This window comes from Psychrobacillus sp. NPDC096623, assembly GCF_044762655.1.
In the GTDB taxonomy this organism is placed as follows: domain Bacteria; phylum Bacillota; class Bacilli; order Bacillales_A; family Planococcaceae; genus Psychrobacillus.
Genome location: NZ_JBIWER010000001.1, coordinates 762,748 through 778,234, shown reverse-complemented (window position 1 = coordinate 778,234; position 15,487 = coordinate 762,748). Strand labels below are relative to the sequence as shown.

Genomic DNA, 15,487 nt, shown 5'->3' with positions numbered 1-15,487 from the left:
CTGAAATGCTACGCACGATGATTACAGCGACGAATACGATGTCGCAACTGCAAAGTCAAATAGATATTATTGGAAACAACCTTTCAAATACAAGTACCCATGGCTACAAAGCGAAGGATGCAAAATTCCAAGAATTATTATATCAACAATATAATAACGATAAATTAGATCGTGTAGAACGAGATTCTCCTACTGGGATTCGCTATGGCGTTGGTGCAGCACTTGCACAAACGCAAATGAACTGGAAGCAAGGTAGTCTCCAATCGACAGATCGTAATTTAGACTTTGCTTTTCAAGAGCCAAAGCAATATTTTAATGTGCTTATGCCAAATGGTGAAGATGGACAGCAAACAGCATATACCCGTCAAGGAGCCTTTTATGTTTCTCCGATGGAAAATGGCCAGCTTATGCTAGTGAATGGGGATGGTTATCCTGTGGCTGATGCTGATGGACTAGCAATTACTATCCCTGATGGTGTTACGGACTTTAGTGTAAATGAAACAGGGATTTTAACGGCTACATATCCAAACGGTACTACACAGCAACGTGAATTAGCGGTTTCAGTGCTACAAAAGCCGAATGCGATGGTTCATTTATCTGCAACTTATATTGCAATGCCAAATAACCTAGAACAGTTAGGTTTAAACGCAGAGGATATTATGACAGATTTACAAGGTGCAGACCGTGGTGAAATAGCAATAGCAAATGGTATGTTAGAGTTATCTAACGTAGATACATCGAAAGAAATGACTGATCTTATGACAGCGCAACGTTCTTATCAGTTCAATGCTCGTTCCATCACTATTGCGGACCAAATGCTGGGACTTATTAATGGCATTCGATAATTATGCGTGTAAGGAGTTGTGTTTATGACAGAAGAAAGTAAAATTTCTGCTAGACAACAGCGAAGATTAGAAAAAGAACAAGAAAAGGCACACGAACAAGCGCAACAGACTGGAACAACAAAGTGGGTTCAAATCCGCATGTTTCCTATATGGTTGCGCATACTACTCGTAATTCTAATCTTAGCTGGAGCAGCAATAACAGGACTAATGTTTGGTTATGGCGTACTTGGTGATGGTGAACCAAAGGACGCCTTAAAATGGGATACATACCAGCATATAATTGATATTAAAGATGGCAAGTAATAAAGATTTTTGGAGGATGATTCCATGTTAACAACAGAGCAAATTCAAGCAATTTTACCGCATCGTTATCCGTTTCTTATGATAGATAAAATTCTAGAAGTTGAAGAAGGAAAGCGTGCGGTAGGATTAAAAAATGTAACGATTAACGAAGAATTCTTCAATGGTCATTTTCCAGGATATCCAGTAATGCCCGGCGTACTTATCGTAGAGGCTCTTGCTCAAATCGGAGCTGTCGCTGTTCTTCAAATTCCAGAAAACAAAGGAAGACTCGCATTCTTTACTGGAATTGATAATTGTCGATTTAAACGACAAGTGAAGCCAGGAGACCAATTGAAACTAGAGGTTGAATTGACAAAGCTTCGTGGAGCAATGGGAAAAGGTCACGGAATAGCAACAGTAGATGGAGAATTAGTATGTGAAGCAGATATACTGTTTGCACTTGGACCTGTTGTGGAAAAGCAATAATTTGCAATATGTAGTTATATCTTATAAAATAAGTTAATTATTTAGAAATAGTTAGGCGTTGTATTAATGTAGGAGGTTTTATACTTCATGTATAATGAGTTATCGTCAGGTATTAAAAGTAGTATTACCAGATCCATAACTAAGGCATTTGAAATATATATGACAAATATTAGTTGGGATGAAGAACTTTTTAATATTGAAGACTTTGTAAAGAGTTGGCAATTATATATTGTCGAATCTGCCACTTGGTTTGAAAAAGTACCAAAAGTGATAAAAGAAAGTCCAGAGTTCCATGAAGAAATAGCGCTAAAAATAAACGCTTCCATCGAGAAGATTTTATCAGAGCCCGTGAACGAAGACTTGATTGCATCAATTGAAATAATGCAAGACAAATTAGGTACCCAATATAAATATGGCTGTAAAGCAGAAGCATTATACGTTGAATCGCTTCTAAAAGAAATGCAAAAACAGGCATAGTTGCCATAGGATAGTTCCTTTTTTCTTGGATAACCTATCGTAAGTCACAAAAAAGTGACGACGATATCAAGAAAGGAGGAATTATTTTATGTGGAAAAAAGTCATTCCCGCTGTAGCTCTAAGTTCGTTATTATTGGTAGGGTGTAATAATCGTGACAATGCGATTCCTAACAACAATGAGACCCCGATGGAGGATGTACGTAACGATATAAACACACCATCCCCGAATACAAACAACGGGATGAATGACAACGGCCATGGCAATGGAACATTAAACGATGGAACAATCAACGATGGAACATTGAACAATGGAATTAACGATAACGGAACCATTAATAATGGCAATGGCAACGTACCAAATGACGGTAAATGGATTAAAGAACCAGGAGTTACTAATAACAATGACGAATTAATAAATAATAAAAACAATATTAAATAATTGTTGAACAAAAGAAAATGCTGACTCCTAAAATTTAGGGTCAGCATTTTTTTATTGATAAAAATCCTGGTTCTTCACGAGTAAAAGGCTCTTGAAAGCAAGTAAATATCGGTGGAGCAAGCGTAACGACTGGAGTAGAGCGAGTAATCTATTCCTGAACGAGAGTAACCGTCATACTACCGCTGTTAATCAGTTTTCGACTTGTATAGAATGATACCCTCAACAAAAAAATCCCTGTTAAATAAATTACAGGGATTTTCAGCCAAATAACTATTGATCCTTCCGCAAAGCAGGGCGTATTTTCATATCACTTTCAAATTTAGCAAGCAATTCCTCGCCAGTTAAACCATCCTCGATCAACTCTGCAAGCAAGGACTCTGCATATTTTCTTCTTGCTCGCTTCAATGTACCCTTGAGCAGGACGGAAAGATGGTCGCCAATTTGTTTCACCGAATAGGTTACCACTTCAAAATGAGCGGGCTCGTTTTCTGGGTAAGAGATAATAACTTTTACATCATATACATCATTGGATTTCTTTAATTCATTAAAATAAGTTTCGTATTTTTGATCGGTAAAAAGTTCTAAAATCCAAGAACGACTTGAATTTTCTTGGTTAATTACAATACCATCTTCAATGTTAATTGGCATTTCTTCTTGGTCCGAAACAATACTAACTGAAATCATTTTGAACGTTTTCATGCACAAATCCCCTTTGGAAAAGCATTAATTAGTATCCATTATAGCATAGCAAGTACAGTGGAAAAAATATTAGTACAAACTACAAAAATAGCATTATTGAAAATTTAAAAGGCTGTAATAGAGGGAGGTTAAAAGAAATTGGGTTTCAGAAATTTAATTTTGTGTGGGAAAATGACTTCGAAATAGAATTGTGAGCTTTTGCCAACAATTTGTTCCATCAGTATGATAGGGCTAATGAACCTAAAGGAGGTGACAGATTGAACACTGTTTCGATAATTGGACGTATGACGAAATCTCCACAATTAAAGCATTTTTCTGAGGGGAGAATGCAAACGAATTTCGTAGTCGCGGTGAATAAAAGCTATAAAAATGACGAAGCGGACTTTGTGTTATGCACCATTTGGGGGAAGCTCGCTGAAACAACCGTCAAATATTGTGGTAAAGGGTCTCTTGTCGGGATAACAGGTAGACTTAATACAAGATCGTATGAAAAAGAAGCAGGAGCGAGGGTTTTCGTGACGGAAATAGTTGTGGAGGACATACGATTTTTAGCAACAAAGAAGCGAGGCGAGGAAGCGGAACAACAGCAAAATAAAAATAATGAGAGTGATTTTGAATTTCCAGTAATACCATCAAACCAACTACCAGTTTAATGATTGAAAAGACCGCAATCTTCTTCAATGATTATCAAAAGAGAAAACCCTGACCAAAAATTTTCTTGGTCAGGGTTTAAAAAAAACATTATTAAATAGAAAGTGTTAGTAAATCTTTTATGTCATTATCCGACATTTCTGTGATCCACTGACTTGAATGGATCAATTCCTCAGATAGCGACTGTTTTTCAACTAGGAGCTTATCAATTTTTTCTTCAATCGTTCCAATTGTGATGAACTTATGGACATGAACAAAGTTAGTCTGTCCGATACGATATGCACGATCAGTTGCTTGGTTCTCAACAGCAGGATTCCACCAACGATCGGCGTGAAGCACATGGCTTGCTGCCGTTAAGTTTAATCCAGTACCACCAGCTTTTAGCGACAAGAGGAATACAGGAAATTCTTTTGCTTGGAAAGCTTCCACCAAATGATCACGCTGATTTTTAGGCATACTTCCAGTCAAAAATGGCGCATCAATTTCATAAAGCTCTGTTAAACAATGCTGCAGTAAATGACCCATCCCAATATATTGAGTGAAGATGAGACATTGCTCACCGCGAGCTGCAATTTCACCAGCAAGCGAAACAATTTGAGCGAGCTTCTCTGAACGCTCTAGCATATCCTCAGCATCATCAAAGGGCTCTTTTAAATAGAGTGCAGGGTGATTACAAAGCTGTTTAAGCTTGCTTAACATTTTGAGAATGAGACCTTTTTTCTCAAAACCTGTAAGTGTATCGAGCTTACTAACGGTTTCTTGTATTAGTGATTCATATAAAGCTGCCTGCTCTGTAGTAAGTGCACAGTACTCTCGTTGCTCCAACTTTTCTGGCAAGTTAAGCTGAAGTTCGGGATCCTGTTTCGTTCTTCTTAATAGGAAAGGTTGAATTTTCACTCGTAATTTATGTTTAGTTGCTTCGGAATTATCTCGTTCAATCAGTGCTATATAGTTTTCTTGGAATTTACGGAACGAACCTAAATAACCTTTATGGATAAAGTCAAAAATAGACCATAGCTCCGATAATCTATTTTCCACAGGTGTACCAGTAAGCGCAATGTGATGACCACCAGTTAACTTACGTATAGCACGTGATTGCTTAGTATGCATATTTTTAATGTTCTGTGCCTCATCCAAAGTAATGCTGGTCCACATAATTTCAGAAAGCGAATCAATATCCTGCATTGCAGTTCCAAATGTAGTGAGGACGACATCACTTGTCATATCAATTTCTTTTGTACGAGATGATCCATAATGTGTCTGCACTTTAAGAGAAGGAGCAAACTTCGCAATTTCTTTTTGCCAGTTTCCTAACACGGAAGTAGGGCAAATAATGAGCGAAGGTGTTGGTTGCTCAGTATTTTCATGTACATGCAGTAAGTATGATATTAATTGAACCGTTTTTCCGAGACCCATATCATCTGCGAGGCAGGCACCAAATTTTTCATTACGCATAAAGACAAGCCATTCTAGTCCTTGTTGCTGATAAGGGCGTAAAGTCGTCAATAAATTAGGTGAAACTTCCACGGAAGGGAACCCTTTTTTCTCAGACAGCTGTGTCATAAGAGTTTGCAATGATTTTTGCATCTCAAATTCAAATAATGGATCCACATCGTCTTCCTCTTCGTCGTCTAGTGCTAATGCAAGCTCTTCAGGAATTTCACGGAACAGCAACTCTTTCACAGTCCAATTCTCATCCTCTGATTTTCTTATAAGCTCACGAACTTCATGCATCCAAGCTGAGTCGATTCGGAACCATTCATTACCAGCTTGTATAAAGGAACGATTTTCATTTACCATCTGTTGAAACTCATCGGCTGAAATTTCTTGGCCGTTCAAGGAAAAACTCCAGTTAAATTGCAATATTTCATTTAGACCGGCAGCAGTTTTATATGAATTGGCAGTCTTCGCGATTGTTTTAACACGCATTTTTGTGTCTTTTACTGCCTTTAGCCATGCTGGTAGTACAATCTCAAAGCCGAGTGCTTGTAGTTTGACTAAATCATCACGAAGAAACATCCGAACTTCTTCATCAGTTAATGTAGAAGAATAGAATGCTTCATTATTTGTTTGATCGATGGAGGAAATAAGTGAAAACATTTTCGACTGTGTTTCCTTTATAAAATCACTAAATTCAACCCACTTATCAGGTAATGCTTGACTGATGGGCAACGATTTCTTGCGGAATGCAGGTGTCCAATAAACACTGCTTTTCTTCCCACGTACCACTGTTTCAAGCTGCCATGTATCCTCCATTGCCTCTGGTTCTGACAATCTTAGTGCAACCAATAAGCTTGGATGAGCTGCTTGAGACTTAATTGGCCAGCCACCTTGTTGGAAAAATGGTATAAGAGGTTCTATGTCTTCCATCGATAGCCCTGCTTGGAATAGCTTTTGTTTAACAGCATTCACAAGGAGTATTTGACCACTTTCCTCTATTGGAGCAGTAACTTTAAGTTCATTTCCTTCTACAATTATCAAATTCCATAAGTCGGGAGTTGACCAAACTTTAGCTGTCTCCTTAAATGTATCTAACCATTTATTAGAGTCTTCATTGACACCGTTAAACAGGGTGAAGGGATTCATTTTTCTAGAAAAAAGTTCAACTAATTCAACGGGAGTGGCAGTTAGTGCATTGTCTTCAACTTGAGCATTGAGGCCAAAAAAGCTTTCTCGATGATTCAAATATAGAGATGGTACCCACTTTTCAGCAGGTATATTTATCGAAACTAAGCGGAACTGACCGTTTTCTAAAGGTTGAATGTTTAAAGAAAATTCTTTCGTAATAGATAAAGGTTGAGTCATAGTGGTAGGTTTCCTTTCTCTATTTCTTGTTGCAGTGCACGAAGGCGGCGATACTTTTCACGAACATTTTCTACGTAAGCATTCCAGTAATCAGTGTCGTTTGATTTTTTAGCAACCTGTTTCATTTTTTTCCAAATTCGAACAGCCTGCTTATAACTATAGCGATTTTTCTCTTGGATGAAACGCATTGCATAGTGATGATAAAGTGGAAGTAAAATTTCTGGTGCTTCTTCCTTTACAACCGAAAGTCCACATGCCTCTGCATACTCCAAGGAGGAGTTAGCTGATTGATGGAGAGCCATCCAATCATAGTAACGCTTTTCCTTAATCAGTAAGTTCGAATATGACTGTAAGCCATACAGTCCAAAGGATTGATATACATTTTCTAACTCCGTAGGATGCAGCTGAACAGTTTCAAACAAAAGCTCTAATCTTCGGATAAGTATAACGCGAGATGGATTCTGTACTACTTCATTTAAGTAATAGGAAACATGAGGTAGTAGCTTTCGAGCCAAGTTTGAACCTAATTCTTTTTTGCCAGTCTGAAGCGCCTTTTCACACACTTCGATCCATGCAAGTAACTGGTTTCCCTCCATTTGTTCGGCCGCTAAAAGTAATTCATCGGTCATAGACAATGTCAGGTAAAAGTATGGCAGCACCATGTTTAATGGTACTTCGTCTTCTACAGTATCCAGTGACTCTAAAAATTTTACTTCCTGCATTCTTTTATTTTTATCTGTTACGAGTGCATCCCAAAAGGACAGATATACTTGCTTTCGATAATGTACTAGGTTTTCCATATCAAAGTAAAAATGGTGAATGCGCTCCATTATTTCATCGTAAAATGGATCAGCTGCAAACATACGCGGTTTCGAGGATAACTGGTTTAAATGGTCATTTAGCTCATCAAGGTAATCATTTAAAAAATGAAGCACACGATTTTGCATATTTGACTGGGCTAGCGGTTCAATATATGGCCAAGACTTGATCAGTATAGAAAGCTCCACATACACATCAAAAATAGGCTGCCACTCGCGTTCAAAAGGACGAGACTTTCGAATTTGCGATTTCAAATCGTGAATAGCAAATTCAAGTAAATAAAAACTGGTAGGTGGGTAATTAGCAATAAATTTACGGAAAAAATTTTCGACTAAAATATCCCAGCTTCTCGGACTACGTTCATCTTTTAACAAAGTTAGCTGGATCTGGTCAGCTTGTGAGCGCCATTCAGAGATCCACGAAGACAAGGACTCATTTTGTTGGTACAAATAAAAAACAGCAGCCACAATATGTCTGCATGGCTTATGAATTGGACAAGGGCAGTGGAAATTATCTTTTGTAATGTGATAGTTCACTTCAATATTCGTCACATCGCGAATCGTAAAATCGACTCGATGCTCCTGAGGGTAATAATTCGTAATAGAAACTGCACCGTTACGCACAAAAAAAGTGGCACGACGAACAAGCTCCTCGTCCTCCAGTAAAGCAGGATGTAGCTTTTTAGCAATCGTATCCATAGATTGGTGAATATGTTTATTGTAATGGGTTGCGAGTTTTTGATAAGAAGTAAGGTTCAAACGGATCTCTCCTAAGAAAAAAGGCTTTCCTTCCATTATACTTATAAAAACTGCTTATTAAAAGCCGAACCTAAAACAAATTGACTAAAAGGCTTAGTTACAACAGAAAAAGCCTTACTTATCAATGTAAGTAAAGGCTTTAGTCTGTTTTCAAACGATTTATTATATATTTTCTTCGTTCTTTGTCAGTCTTTGCAAAATTAACGATATCCATCGTAAAATCTCGATATTCTTTCAAATGGATAACCTCGTTCACGTATTCATCCTGAAAGGTTTCTATGTATCTTGCTTTGCTTTCCCTTGCCTCTATTATTGGATCTTCACTTTTGTAGCGCTTATCCTGAAGCATAAATAAAAATTGGTCATCTGGAATCTTATATTTTTCTTTTATTTTCAAAAGTAGCTCTATGGAAATTCCAAGGTCGCCTTTTTCATATTTTGATAAAGCGGAATGATCAATACCTAAAAGTTTAGCAGCTTCTATTTGTGTAATGTCTAATTTTTCACGATACTCACGCAAATGATCCCCAATGGCCATATTCATCCCTCCCGTATACAATGCAACAATAGCGAAATAAGGATAATAATGAACAAAAATCGCTAAATTGGCGATATTCGAATAGAAGATGAATAAATATAGTATAAGGAATATACATCACCTAACAGGAATGTGAAATATAGGAATAAATACAACAAAAAAGGAAGTGATAGCTATTAAAAGAATACAGTTTTTCATACCCTCCTTATTTGAGTTCGATGGTAGTCCTTTAAAGAGTGAAGATGAAATAAAGGTGGTTGGTGTGAAGAAAAAGTCTATAGTGTATTTTAGCGGAAGTCGTGAAAAAGAGAAGACTCATATTAATCAAATTGTTGCTGAGGATTTCACCATCTATGATTTAAAACTAAATTATAAAGATAATCTAATATCATTTTATTTGGAGCATGAAGTGGAGCTTAACCAAATGAAAATCTTGGAAAAGGTATTCGAAACGTTTATTGTTGAATACAATCCTCAATCATTCGGATATTTAACGATGGTAAAAGGTAGAAATAGACCAAGCACCAGTAGAAAATAAGGTTTTAGTTTAGAGCAGATGCATCGTGCATTCGCTTTTTTTTTGTTTTTTAGAGAATTATAAGCTAAGTGTGGATAACATTAACTACACGAAATATTTAAAATATGATAAACTAACAGTAATCAGAAAATTCTATTAAAAGAAAGGAGCTGAAAATATGATACTTGTACAATTAATGAAACCGTTCTATACAAAATATGAGGGTGAAAGTATTAAGATGGTGTTTGCCTATCAGTATTTCTCTATAAGGAAAGATGATGAGTTATTTCATTTTATACCAGTAGAGGGAAAAGAAATTATTCTAAATGCGAAGACATTACAGGTAGAAAATTTATCAGAAGTATTTGTTTTTCAAAAAGGGAATAGGTTTATTCGACTGCCGCTCTATCAATTATTGCTTGTGTCAGATATTCACGTACATTTACAGTCTATTTTAGAAGAAGCAAACCAAGTGGATAAGCAAGGAGTCTCTATTGAAGGGACGGATGAAGTCATCAAATTACTTGAACAACAAAACCTGGAACGCATGATCGACTTTGCATTGATAACAAAGGATGAGTCCTTATTCAATACCCTACTTCAATATAAAGAAATTTGACGGAGGCATTAACATTGAATAATTATATAAAATAAAAAAACACCTACCGAGTAGAATATTTCGATAGGTGTTTTTATGTGTTAGCTATTTAATTGGATGTAAAAAAGTATAGGAATAACACAAATCCGCTTGATCCGATTACTCCAAACAAAATATCCCTCCAATTAAATCCAAACTTGTCGATTTTCATTTACATAAACTCCTTTGCTGTCAATTTCCCGGGAAATAACTCGATTATTCAATTTGTCGTTTATTAATCTGAAAGGTTACATATAGAATCTCCTAAATCGACAGGAATTAATCATTAAAATAATTAAAGGTTGAAACAAGTTGCAACTGCTTTGATATAATCGTAAAAGGAATGCTGCTTGTAAGTTGAAAGGTTTTCTGGCCATCTTTCCAATCGTCAAATAAGTCAACCGCTATTTCTGACGATTGTTTTATTTTTAATGACAAAAAGTATAGAAATCTCTGCAGTTCCATTAAATTTCAGTTATGATAGGTTTATAGATATTAAAAAGAGGGAAATGAGTTGAAGGGGTTTATAGTTCCAGCAACAGCTGAACTAAAATCATCGAAACAGTTCGTTGTAACACCAACAGCACCACTATTTTGTGGAAGTAACTGTTCAACCATAAGAGGGGGAACACTTGAATGTTTTTTGAATTTCGATTTTGGAAATATCTTTTCAATAGAAATGATCTCATTGCATCGTTAAAGAATGATGCAACGATGCGAGACTTTCAAAGTCGCGTCTGGTTCGTTGCAATATTAGGAGTCCTACTATACGCCCTGAGAGATATTTGGGGATTACATACGGAAGAACTAACCGCTATTTTTGTCAACGGCTTCGAGGATACTTTTACGATTGCTAGAATCGTATCTTTAATAGGAACAATTTTTTGGTCCTTATTATATATGGGTTTTCATTTCTTTGTCATTGGGTTTATCTTACATAAAATTACGAAAGTAGATTTATCTAAAGTAGCGATACTACAATTATTCGTCGTAGCTCTTTTATTAATGGAAAAAGCATTTAACTATTTCTTATATGCAGTAGTTGGCTACGCAACGGATTATTCAGTTCTCTCATTTGGTCCACTAGCGGCAACATTTATCGAGCATTCATATGTAAACTATTTCTTTAATGAATTATCTCTAATTAGCGGATTGATAATCGCAATTCAGTTACATTTTCTACGAGCTTTTACAACGATTTCAGTTCGAAATCTTTTCCTACTATTACTAGCAATTCAACTAATATTAGCCTTGATCACAGCAGGCTTTGAAGTACTCCCAATTCAATCATGGGTCGAAGGGGGCAAACCAAATGAATAAATGGTTAACTATTGGGATATCCATAGTTGTCGCTACTTTTATCGGGGCGAATGCAATCCTCATCTATTCGGATAAAAGTCAAATTAGCCGAACATTTTACCTAAGTGAATATGAACGTGTGTCTGAAAATACATATGCCGAAGAACTGGAAAAAGAGTCTATCGTAGTTCCTGCAAATGAGACGACCGTTGCGATGGATGTAGAAGCTGTTAATGATATCGTAGTCTCAGAGGGAGATTATGTGAATGAAGGTGTGGACCTTGCAACACTCAAAACCGATTCTGCAGAAGATCAGCGATTATTATGGGAAACAGAGCAACAAGCTTATATACAGGAGCAGTCAGAGTTAGAAGACATTATTAGTGATCTTGAATCCGACCGTTATGGAGCAGATTCGAGTTCATCAAGCAATGGCCAGGCAACTGGTGGAACGACTGATGAGATTGTGGATGTAAATGTTCAAGTCGATGTCAATGTATCCCAAGATGGAAATTTTGCCCAAGGAATAGCGGAAGCGAAGCAAAAACTAGCAGAGGTAGATCGTAAACTTCAAATAGTCGATGCGCAGCTTGCACAAAATTCAGGAGAACTTTCTTTATTGAGCCCCATAAATGGTACGGTTTCGACTATCGAAGAACGGAATGGAAAGTATTTCATACACTTATTTGCAGATGAAAAATTTGTCATCACTTACGCTAAAGAGTCTGAATGGCACGATATCGCAGAAGGACAATTCGTGAAAAATTACTCAACCCACCGTGAAGGAGTAGTAGAAGGAAGCATTTCTACCAAAACTCAAGTGCCTGCGAATGCATCTAAATGGCTAACAGCATATGAACAATTTGAACATAAAATGGACGAACCTGTCTATGAAATACGGATTCAATTAGCTGAACAACTAGAAGCCTTGCCTTTTGCGGCAAATATAAACTCAGTAATCATTACAAACCAAGCAGAAAACGCTGTACAAATAAATTCGAAATGGCTACTAAACCGCTCCGCAAATACTGCGGAGGTATACACACTCACAAGTGACGGCAGAATTGCTCGTACACCTGTTACCGTACCATTCGATTTGAAGCAGTATGCGATTATTTCAGAAGGACTAAGTACTGGTAACGTCGTCCTCAACGCAGACCTAAAAACAGACGGCGCTGAAGCATTCTTGCCATTCCCGCTAGACCTTCCAACTTGGAATAGCATCAAATCTGTCCACTGGAAAGACTACGTAAAATACTTAACCTACAAATAAATACAGATTACAAACCGGAAAGCATCCAGCTTTTCGGTTTTGTTATGTAGGAAATATGGAGAAAAACGCTGTACGAGAGTAAATTGCATCCATGTAAGAGTAAAAAGGTGGCGAACGAGAGTAATCGGCCAGAAACGAGAGTAAAAAAAGTTAAGCGAGAGTAAGTAGGTCAAGAGCGAGAGTAAATTAACTTTATACGTAAGCCCCGCCTCCAACATAATCTCCTCTTCAAAACCTTTTTCACAGCCAACTATTAACAACTGCATTCAACTTCGTTATACTAAAGTGAAACATTATGAACGGTAGGGGTGGATTAGATGGATCCTAGATTTAAGATTGCACATCGGGAGGCATTAATTGGTGTAGTGCTCGCGATCGTGCATTTTATATGGTGGTTTGGATTTGCATATGGGCTTGGTTCAAAGCCGGTAGAGGAGTATTCCTATATTCTCGGATTTCCGGATTGGTTTTTTTATAGCTGCATTATCGGTTTTGTCCTTGTGGCAATTACAGTTATTATTCTTGCAAAATACGTCTTAAAGGATGTTTCGTTAGAGGAAGAGGGGGATGAACAGTGAATATACAAGTAATCATCCCGATGATTGTTTTTCTTGCCATTATATTTTTCATTGGTTTTTGGTCTAGTAAGAAATTAGAATCCTCGACAGGCGGTTTTTTACAGGAGTACTTTTTAGGTGGACGTGAGCTTGGAGGATTTGTTTTGGCAATGACGATGGTTGCTACGTATGGTAGTGCCTCGAGTTTCCTAGGCGGTCCTGGAACTGCATACACGATGGGCTTTGGTTGGGTATTGCTTGCGATGACACAAGTAGTGACAGGCTATTTTGTTCTGCTTGTTCTTGGAAAAAAGTTTGCAATATTAGCTCGAAAATATAACGCAATCACGCTAATAGATTTTCTAAAAGTCCGTTATGGCAATAGTAAAGTAGTTGTACTACTTGCAGCAGCCAGTATTATAATCTTTTTGTTTTCCGCAATGACAGCGCAGTGGGTTGGTGGCAGTCGTTTAATCGAGTCGCTCACCGGCTTGCAATATACGACAGCATTATTTATTTTCGCTGTATCGGTTCTTGTATACGTAGTCATTGGAGGCTTCAGAGCAGTGGCGGTGACAGATGCCGTACAAGGCGGTGTCATGGTAATTGGTACGCTCGTGTTACTAATCGCAGTTATCATCGCTGGTGGTGGTGTGCCAAATATTATGCAGGACCTTTTGAACGAAAATCCAAAACTGGTAACTCCATATGGCAATGAAGGCAATCTTTCTGCCGCCTATGTATCATCTTTTTGGATACTTGTAGGTGTAGGAGTTGTTGGGCTTCCACAAATGGCAGTGCGTGCAATGTCCTACAAAAACACACGCTCCATGCATCGTGCACTAGTAATTGGAACGCTTGTAACAGGTTTTATTATGCTGAATATGCATCTTATCGGCATATTTGCTCGACCAGTAATGCCAGGAATTGAAGTGGCAGATACAGTAATTCCACTTGTTGCACTGAAGATTCTCCCTGCATGGCTTGCAGGGATCGTACTTGCTGCGCCACTTGCAGCAATTATGTCAACAGTAGATTCTCTACTTATTTTAGTGAGTTCTTCTATTGTTAAAGATGTTTATATTAACTATATAAACCCAAATGCCACGGAGAAGAGAGTAAAAAACTTGAGTTTTGGGGTAACAACCCTTTTAGGAACGATCGTCTTTTTATTAGCATTGAATCCGCCAGAACTACTCATCTTCTTAAACTTATTTGCGTTTGGAGGACTCGAAGCAGCCTTTATATGGCCAATAGTGCTAGGCTTATACTGGTCGTATGGCAACAAATATGGGGCGATAGCTTCCATGATCACAGGAATTGTTTCATATATAGCACTACATTTTTATAACGAAGCATACGGCAATCTATTTGATATACATACGGTGGTAATCCCTGTTATCCTATCGTTAATTGCCTACGTGTCATTCAGTTTATTAATAAATAAAACAAAATATATATTTTAATAAGGAGATCCTCAGATGAATCAATGGAAAATATATGCGATGCTCGTATTTGTCATGTTCGCTTGGGGAGCTAACGTATCACTACTCAAATATATGGTCGAGGAAGTCGCGCCCGTAACACTTACCGCATTTCGAATACTTGTAGCAGGCTTAGTCGTAGTATTAATTTTATGGAAAATGAAGCTACTGCGTAAACCAACGCCCAGTGAATGGAAGTACATTTTACTCGGAACGCTGACCAACGTAGTGATCCATCACTACTTTCTAAACATGGGATTGTCCATCACAAGTGCAACTCACGGGGGATTAATACTAGGAACTGGACCAATGCTAACGGCAATTTCAGCAGCGATTATATTGAAATATTTCCCTTCAAAAGTGCAGTGGCTAGGAGTAGTACTTGGTCTAGCGGGGGTTGCGGTATCCATCCTAGTAGGTAGTGAGACGATGGGTGCAAATCTAGGGGATTTCTATGTATTCCTATCGATACTTGTACAGGTATTAAGCTTTATGGTCGTGAGCAAGGCCGCAAAAACATTGGATCCGCGTTTACTTACAGCCTATATGCTAATAATTGGTGCAATCATTCTAATTGTTATCAGTCTCATTCAAGAGCCCGGTGCCATCAAACAATTTTCGTCGACAACTTCAAACTTTTGGATAATATTTTTAGCGTCTGCAATCGTCTGTACCGCAGTTGGACACCTTATGTACAATTACGCAGTGGGCCAAGCTGGTGCAACGAAAGCAGCAATATTCATGAACTTAAACCCAGTATTTTCATTAATCATTTCTGCTCTATTTTTAGGAGAGGTGTTGCACCTCAACCATTTCCTTGGACTTATCTTAATCATCGCAGGCGTTATGCTAGGCTCAGGGGCAGCCGAAGATCTATGGAAAAAACGCCAGCAAATACGTCAGAAATCGAACGCATAAGTA

At 37.6% G+C, this 15,487-nt stretch carries 17 protein-coding genes; 13 read left to right on the top strand and 4 right to left on the bottom strand.

From position 1 onward, the window contains the following. The first annotated feature begins 5 nt into the window (after window positions 1–5). The 5 genes from ACIQX2_RS03600 to ACIQX2_RS03580 all read left to right on the top strand — a co-directional run bounded on the left by ACIQX2_RS03600 (window position 6) and on the right by ACIQX2_RS03580 (window position 2,529). Window positions 6–845, top strand: coding sequence for a flagellar hook-basal body protein (locus ACIQX2_RS03600; RefSeq protein ID WP_402847045.1), 840 nt, complete (start codon window positions 6–8; stop codon window positions 843–845). Window positions 846–869: 24 nt separating this feature from the next. After that, window positions 870–1,148 (top strand): DNA-directed RNA polymerase subunit beta, encoded by a 279-nt coding sequence (locus ACIQX2_RS03595; RefSeq protein ID WP_402847043.1) that lies wholly within the window; start codon window positions 870–872, stop codon window positions 1,146–1,148. A gap of 24 nt (window positions 1,149–1,172) precedes the next feature. Beyond that, on the top strand, window positions 1,173–1,613 hold the full coding sequence (fabZ, locus tag ACIQX2_RS03590) for a 3-hydroxyacyl-ACP dehydratase FabZ (RefSeq protein WP_402847041.1): 441 nt from the start codon (window positions 1,173–1,175) through the stop codon (window positions 1,611–1,613). Between the two features lie 87 nt (window positions 1,614–1,700). Then, the gene (locus ACIQX2_RS03585; protein ID WP_402847040.1) at window positions 1,701–2,090 is read left to right on the top strand and encodes a hypothetical protein; all 390 of its coding nucleotides are present in this window, start codon (window positions 1,701–1,703) and stop codon (window positions 2,088–2,090) included. An 88-nt stretch (window positions 2,091–2,178) separates the two neighbouring features. Beyond that, window positions 2,179–2,529, top strand: coding sequence for a hypothetical protein (locus ACIQX2_RS03580; protein WP_402847038.1), 351 nt, complete (start codon window positions 2,179–2,181; stop codon window positions 2,527–2,529). A 270-nt stretch (window positions 2,530–2,799) separates the two neighbouring features. Here the strand turns inward: ACIQX2_RS03580 and ACIQX2_RS03575 are convergent, their stop codons facing one another. After that, window positions 2,800–3,228, bottom strand: coding sequence for a YwpF family protein (locus tag ACIQX2_RS03575; protein WP_402847036.1), 429 nt, complete (start codon window positions 3,226–3,228; stop codon window positions 2,800–2,802). Between the two features lie 257 nt (window positions 3,229–3,485). On the opposite strand from ACIQX2_RS03575, the gene ACIQX2_RS03570 reads away from it, so the two are divergent. Further along, window positions 3,486–3,881 (top strand): single-stranded DNA-binding protein, encoded by a 396-nt coding sequence (locus ACIQX2_RS03570; protein WP_402847034.1) that lies wholly within the window; start codon window positions 3,486–3,488, stop codon window positions 3,879–3,881. Between the two features lie 91 nt (window positions 3,882–3,972). Here ACIQX2_RS03570 and ACIQX2_RS03565 read toward each other — a convergent pair whose 3' ends face one another. From ACIQX2_RS03565 to ACIQX2_RS03555, 3 genes are all read right to left on the bottom strand, one after another. Continuing rightward, window positions 3,973–6,684 (bottom strand): DEAD/DEAH box helicase, encoded by a 2,712-nt coding sequence (locus ACIQX2_RS03565; RefSeq protein ID WP_402847032.1) that lies wholly within the window; start codon window positions 6,682–6,684, stop codon window positions 3,973–3,975. Next, window positions 6,681–8,261 (bottom strand): hypothetical protein, encoded by a 1,581-nt coding sequence (locus tag ACIQX2_RS03560; protein WP_402847030.1) that lies wholly within the window; start codon window positions 8,259–8,261, stop codon window positions 6,681–6,683. Before ACIQX2_RS03560 ends, ACIQX2_RS03565 begins: the two co-directional genes overlap by 4 nt. A gap of 139 nt (window positions 8,262–8,400) precedes the next feature. After that, window positions 8,401–8,799 carry a helix-turn-helix domain-containing protein gene (locus ACIQX2_RS03555; RefSeq protein ID WP_402847028.1) on the bottom strand — a complete coding sequence of 133 codons (399 nt, stop codon included), beginning with the start codon at window positions 8,797–8,799 and terminating at the stop codon, window positions 8,401–8,403. Between the two features lie 262 nt (window positions 8,800–9,061). Between ACIQX2_RS03555 and ACIQX2_RS03550 the strand changes: the two genes are divergently transcribed. From ACIQX2_RS03550 to ACIQX2_RS03520, 7 genes are all read left to right on the top strand, one after another. Then, window positions 9,062–9,337, top strand: coding sequence for a hypothetical protein (locus tag ACIQX2_RS03550; protein ID WP_402847026.1), 276 nt, complete (start codon window positions 9,062–9,064; stop codon window positions 9,335–9,337). Between the two features lie 157 nt (window positions 9,338–9,494). Continuing rightward, window positions 9,495–9,935: a transcriptional regulator gene (locus tag ACIQX2_RS03545; protein ID WP_402847024.1), complete on the top strand. Its 441-nt coding sequence runs from the start codon at window positions 9,495–9,497 to the stop codon at window positions 9,933–9,935. Between the two features lie 654 nt (window positions 9,936–10,589). Further along, window positions 10,590–11,273 (top strand): hypothetical protein, encoded by a 684-nt coding sequence (locus ACIQX2_RS03540; protein WP_402847021.1) that lies wholly within the window; start codon window positions 10,590–10,592, stop codon window positions 11,271–11,273. After that, window positions 11,266–12,525, top strand: coding sequence for an efflux RND transporter periplasmic adaptor subunit (locus tag ACIQX2_RS03535; RefSeq protein WP_402847020.1), 1,260 nt, complete (start codon window positions 11,266–11,268; stop codon window positions 12,523–12,525). Before ACIQX2_RS03540 ends, ACIQX2_RS03535 begins: the two co-directional genes overlap by 8 nt. Window positions 12,526–12,842: 317 nt before the next feature. Next, a complete protein-coding gene (locus ACIQX2_RS03530; protein WP_402847018.1) occupies window positions 12,843–13,103 on the top strand; it encodes a YhdT family protein in 261 nt (86 codons plus the stop codon). Further along, a complete protein-coding gene (panF, locus tag ACIQX2_RS03525; RefSeq protein ID WP_402847016.1) occupies window positions 13,100–14,548 on the top strand; it encodes a sodium/pantothenate symporter in 1,449 nt (482 codons plus the stop codon). Before ACIQX2_RS03530 ends, panF begins: the two co-directional genes overlap by 4 nt. Window positions 14,549–14,563: 15 nt before the next feature. Further along, the gene (locus ACIQX2_RS03520) at window positions 14,564–15,484 is read left to right on the top strand and encodes a DMT family transporter (RefSeq protein ID WP_402847014.1); all 921 of its coding nucleotides are present in this window, start codon (window positions 14,564–14,566) and stop codon (window positions 15,482–15,484) included. Window positions 15,485–15,487: the final 3 nt, after the last annotated feature.

Bases quoted from the DNA above. Each gene is read 5' to 3' on its own strand.
- ACIQX2_RS03600 (WP_402847045.1), top strand. From the start codon at position 6: ATGCTACGCACGATGATTACAGCGACGAATACGATGTCGCAACTGCAA.
- ACIQX2_RS03595 (WP_402847043.1), top strand. From the start codon at position 870: ATGACAGAAGAAAGTAAAATTTCTGCTAGACAACAGCGAAGATTAGAA.
- fabZ (WP_402847041.1), top strand. From the start codon at position 1,173: ATGTTAACAACAGAGCAAATTCAAGCAATTTTACCGCATCGTTATCCG.
- ACIQX2_RS03585 (WP_402847040.1), top strand. From the start codon at position 1,701: ATGTATAATGAGTTATCGTCAGGTATTAAAAGTAGTATTACCAGATCC.
- ACIQX2_RS03580 (WP_402847038.1), top strand. From the start codon at position 2,179: ATGTGGAAAAAAGTCATTCCCGCTGTAGCTCTAAGTTCGTTATTATTG.
- ACIQX2_RS03575 (WP_402847036.1), bottom strand. From the start codon at position 3,228: ATGAAAACGTTCAAAATGATTTCAGTTAGTATTGTTTCGGACCAAGAA.
- ACIQX2_RS03565 (WP_402847032.1), bottom strand. From the start codon at position 6,684: ATGACTCAACCTTTATCTATTACGAAAGAATTTTCTTTAAACATTCAA.
- ACIQX2_RS03555 (WP_402847028.1), bottom strand. From the start codon at position 8,799: ATGGCCATTGGGGATCATTTGCGTGAGTATCGTGAAAAATTAGACATT.
- ACIQX2_RS03545 (WP_402847024.1), top strand. From the start codon at position 9,495: ATGATACTTGTACAATTAATGAAACCGTTCTATACAAAATATGAGGGT.
- ACIQX2_RS03540 (WP_402847021.1), top strand. From the start codon at position 10,590: ATGTTTTTTGAATTTCGATTTTGGAAATATCTTTTCAATAGAAATGAT.
- ACIQX2_RS03535 (WP_402847020.1), top strand. From the start codon at position 11,266: ATGAATAAATGGTTAACTATTGGGATATCCATAGTTGTCGCTACTTTT.
- ACIQX2_RS03530 (WP_402847018.1), top strand. From the start codon at position 12,843: ATGGATCCTAGATTTAAGATTGCACATCGGGAGGCATTAATTGGTGTA.
- ACIQX2_RS03520 (WP_402847014.1), top strand. From the start codon at position 14,564: ATGAATCAATGGAAAATATATGCGATGCTCGTATTTGTCATGTTCGCT.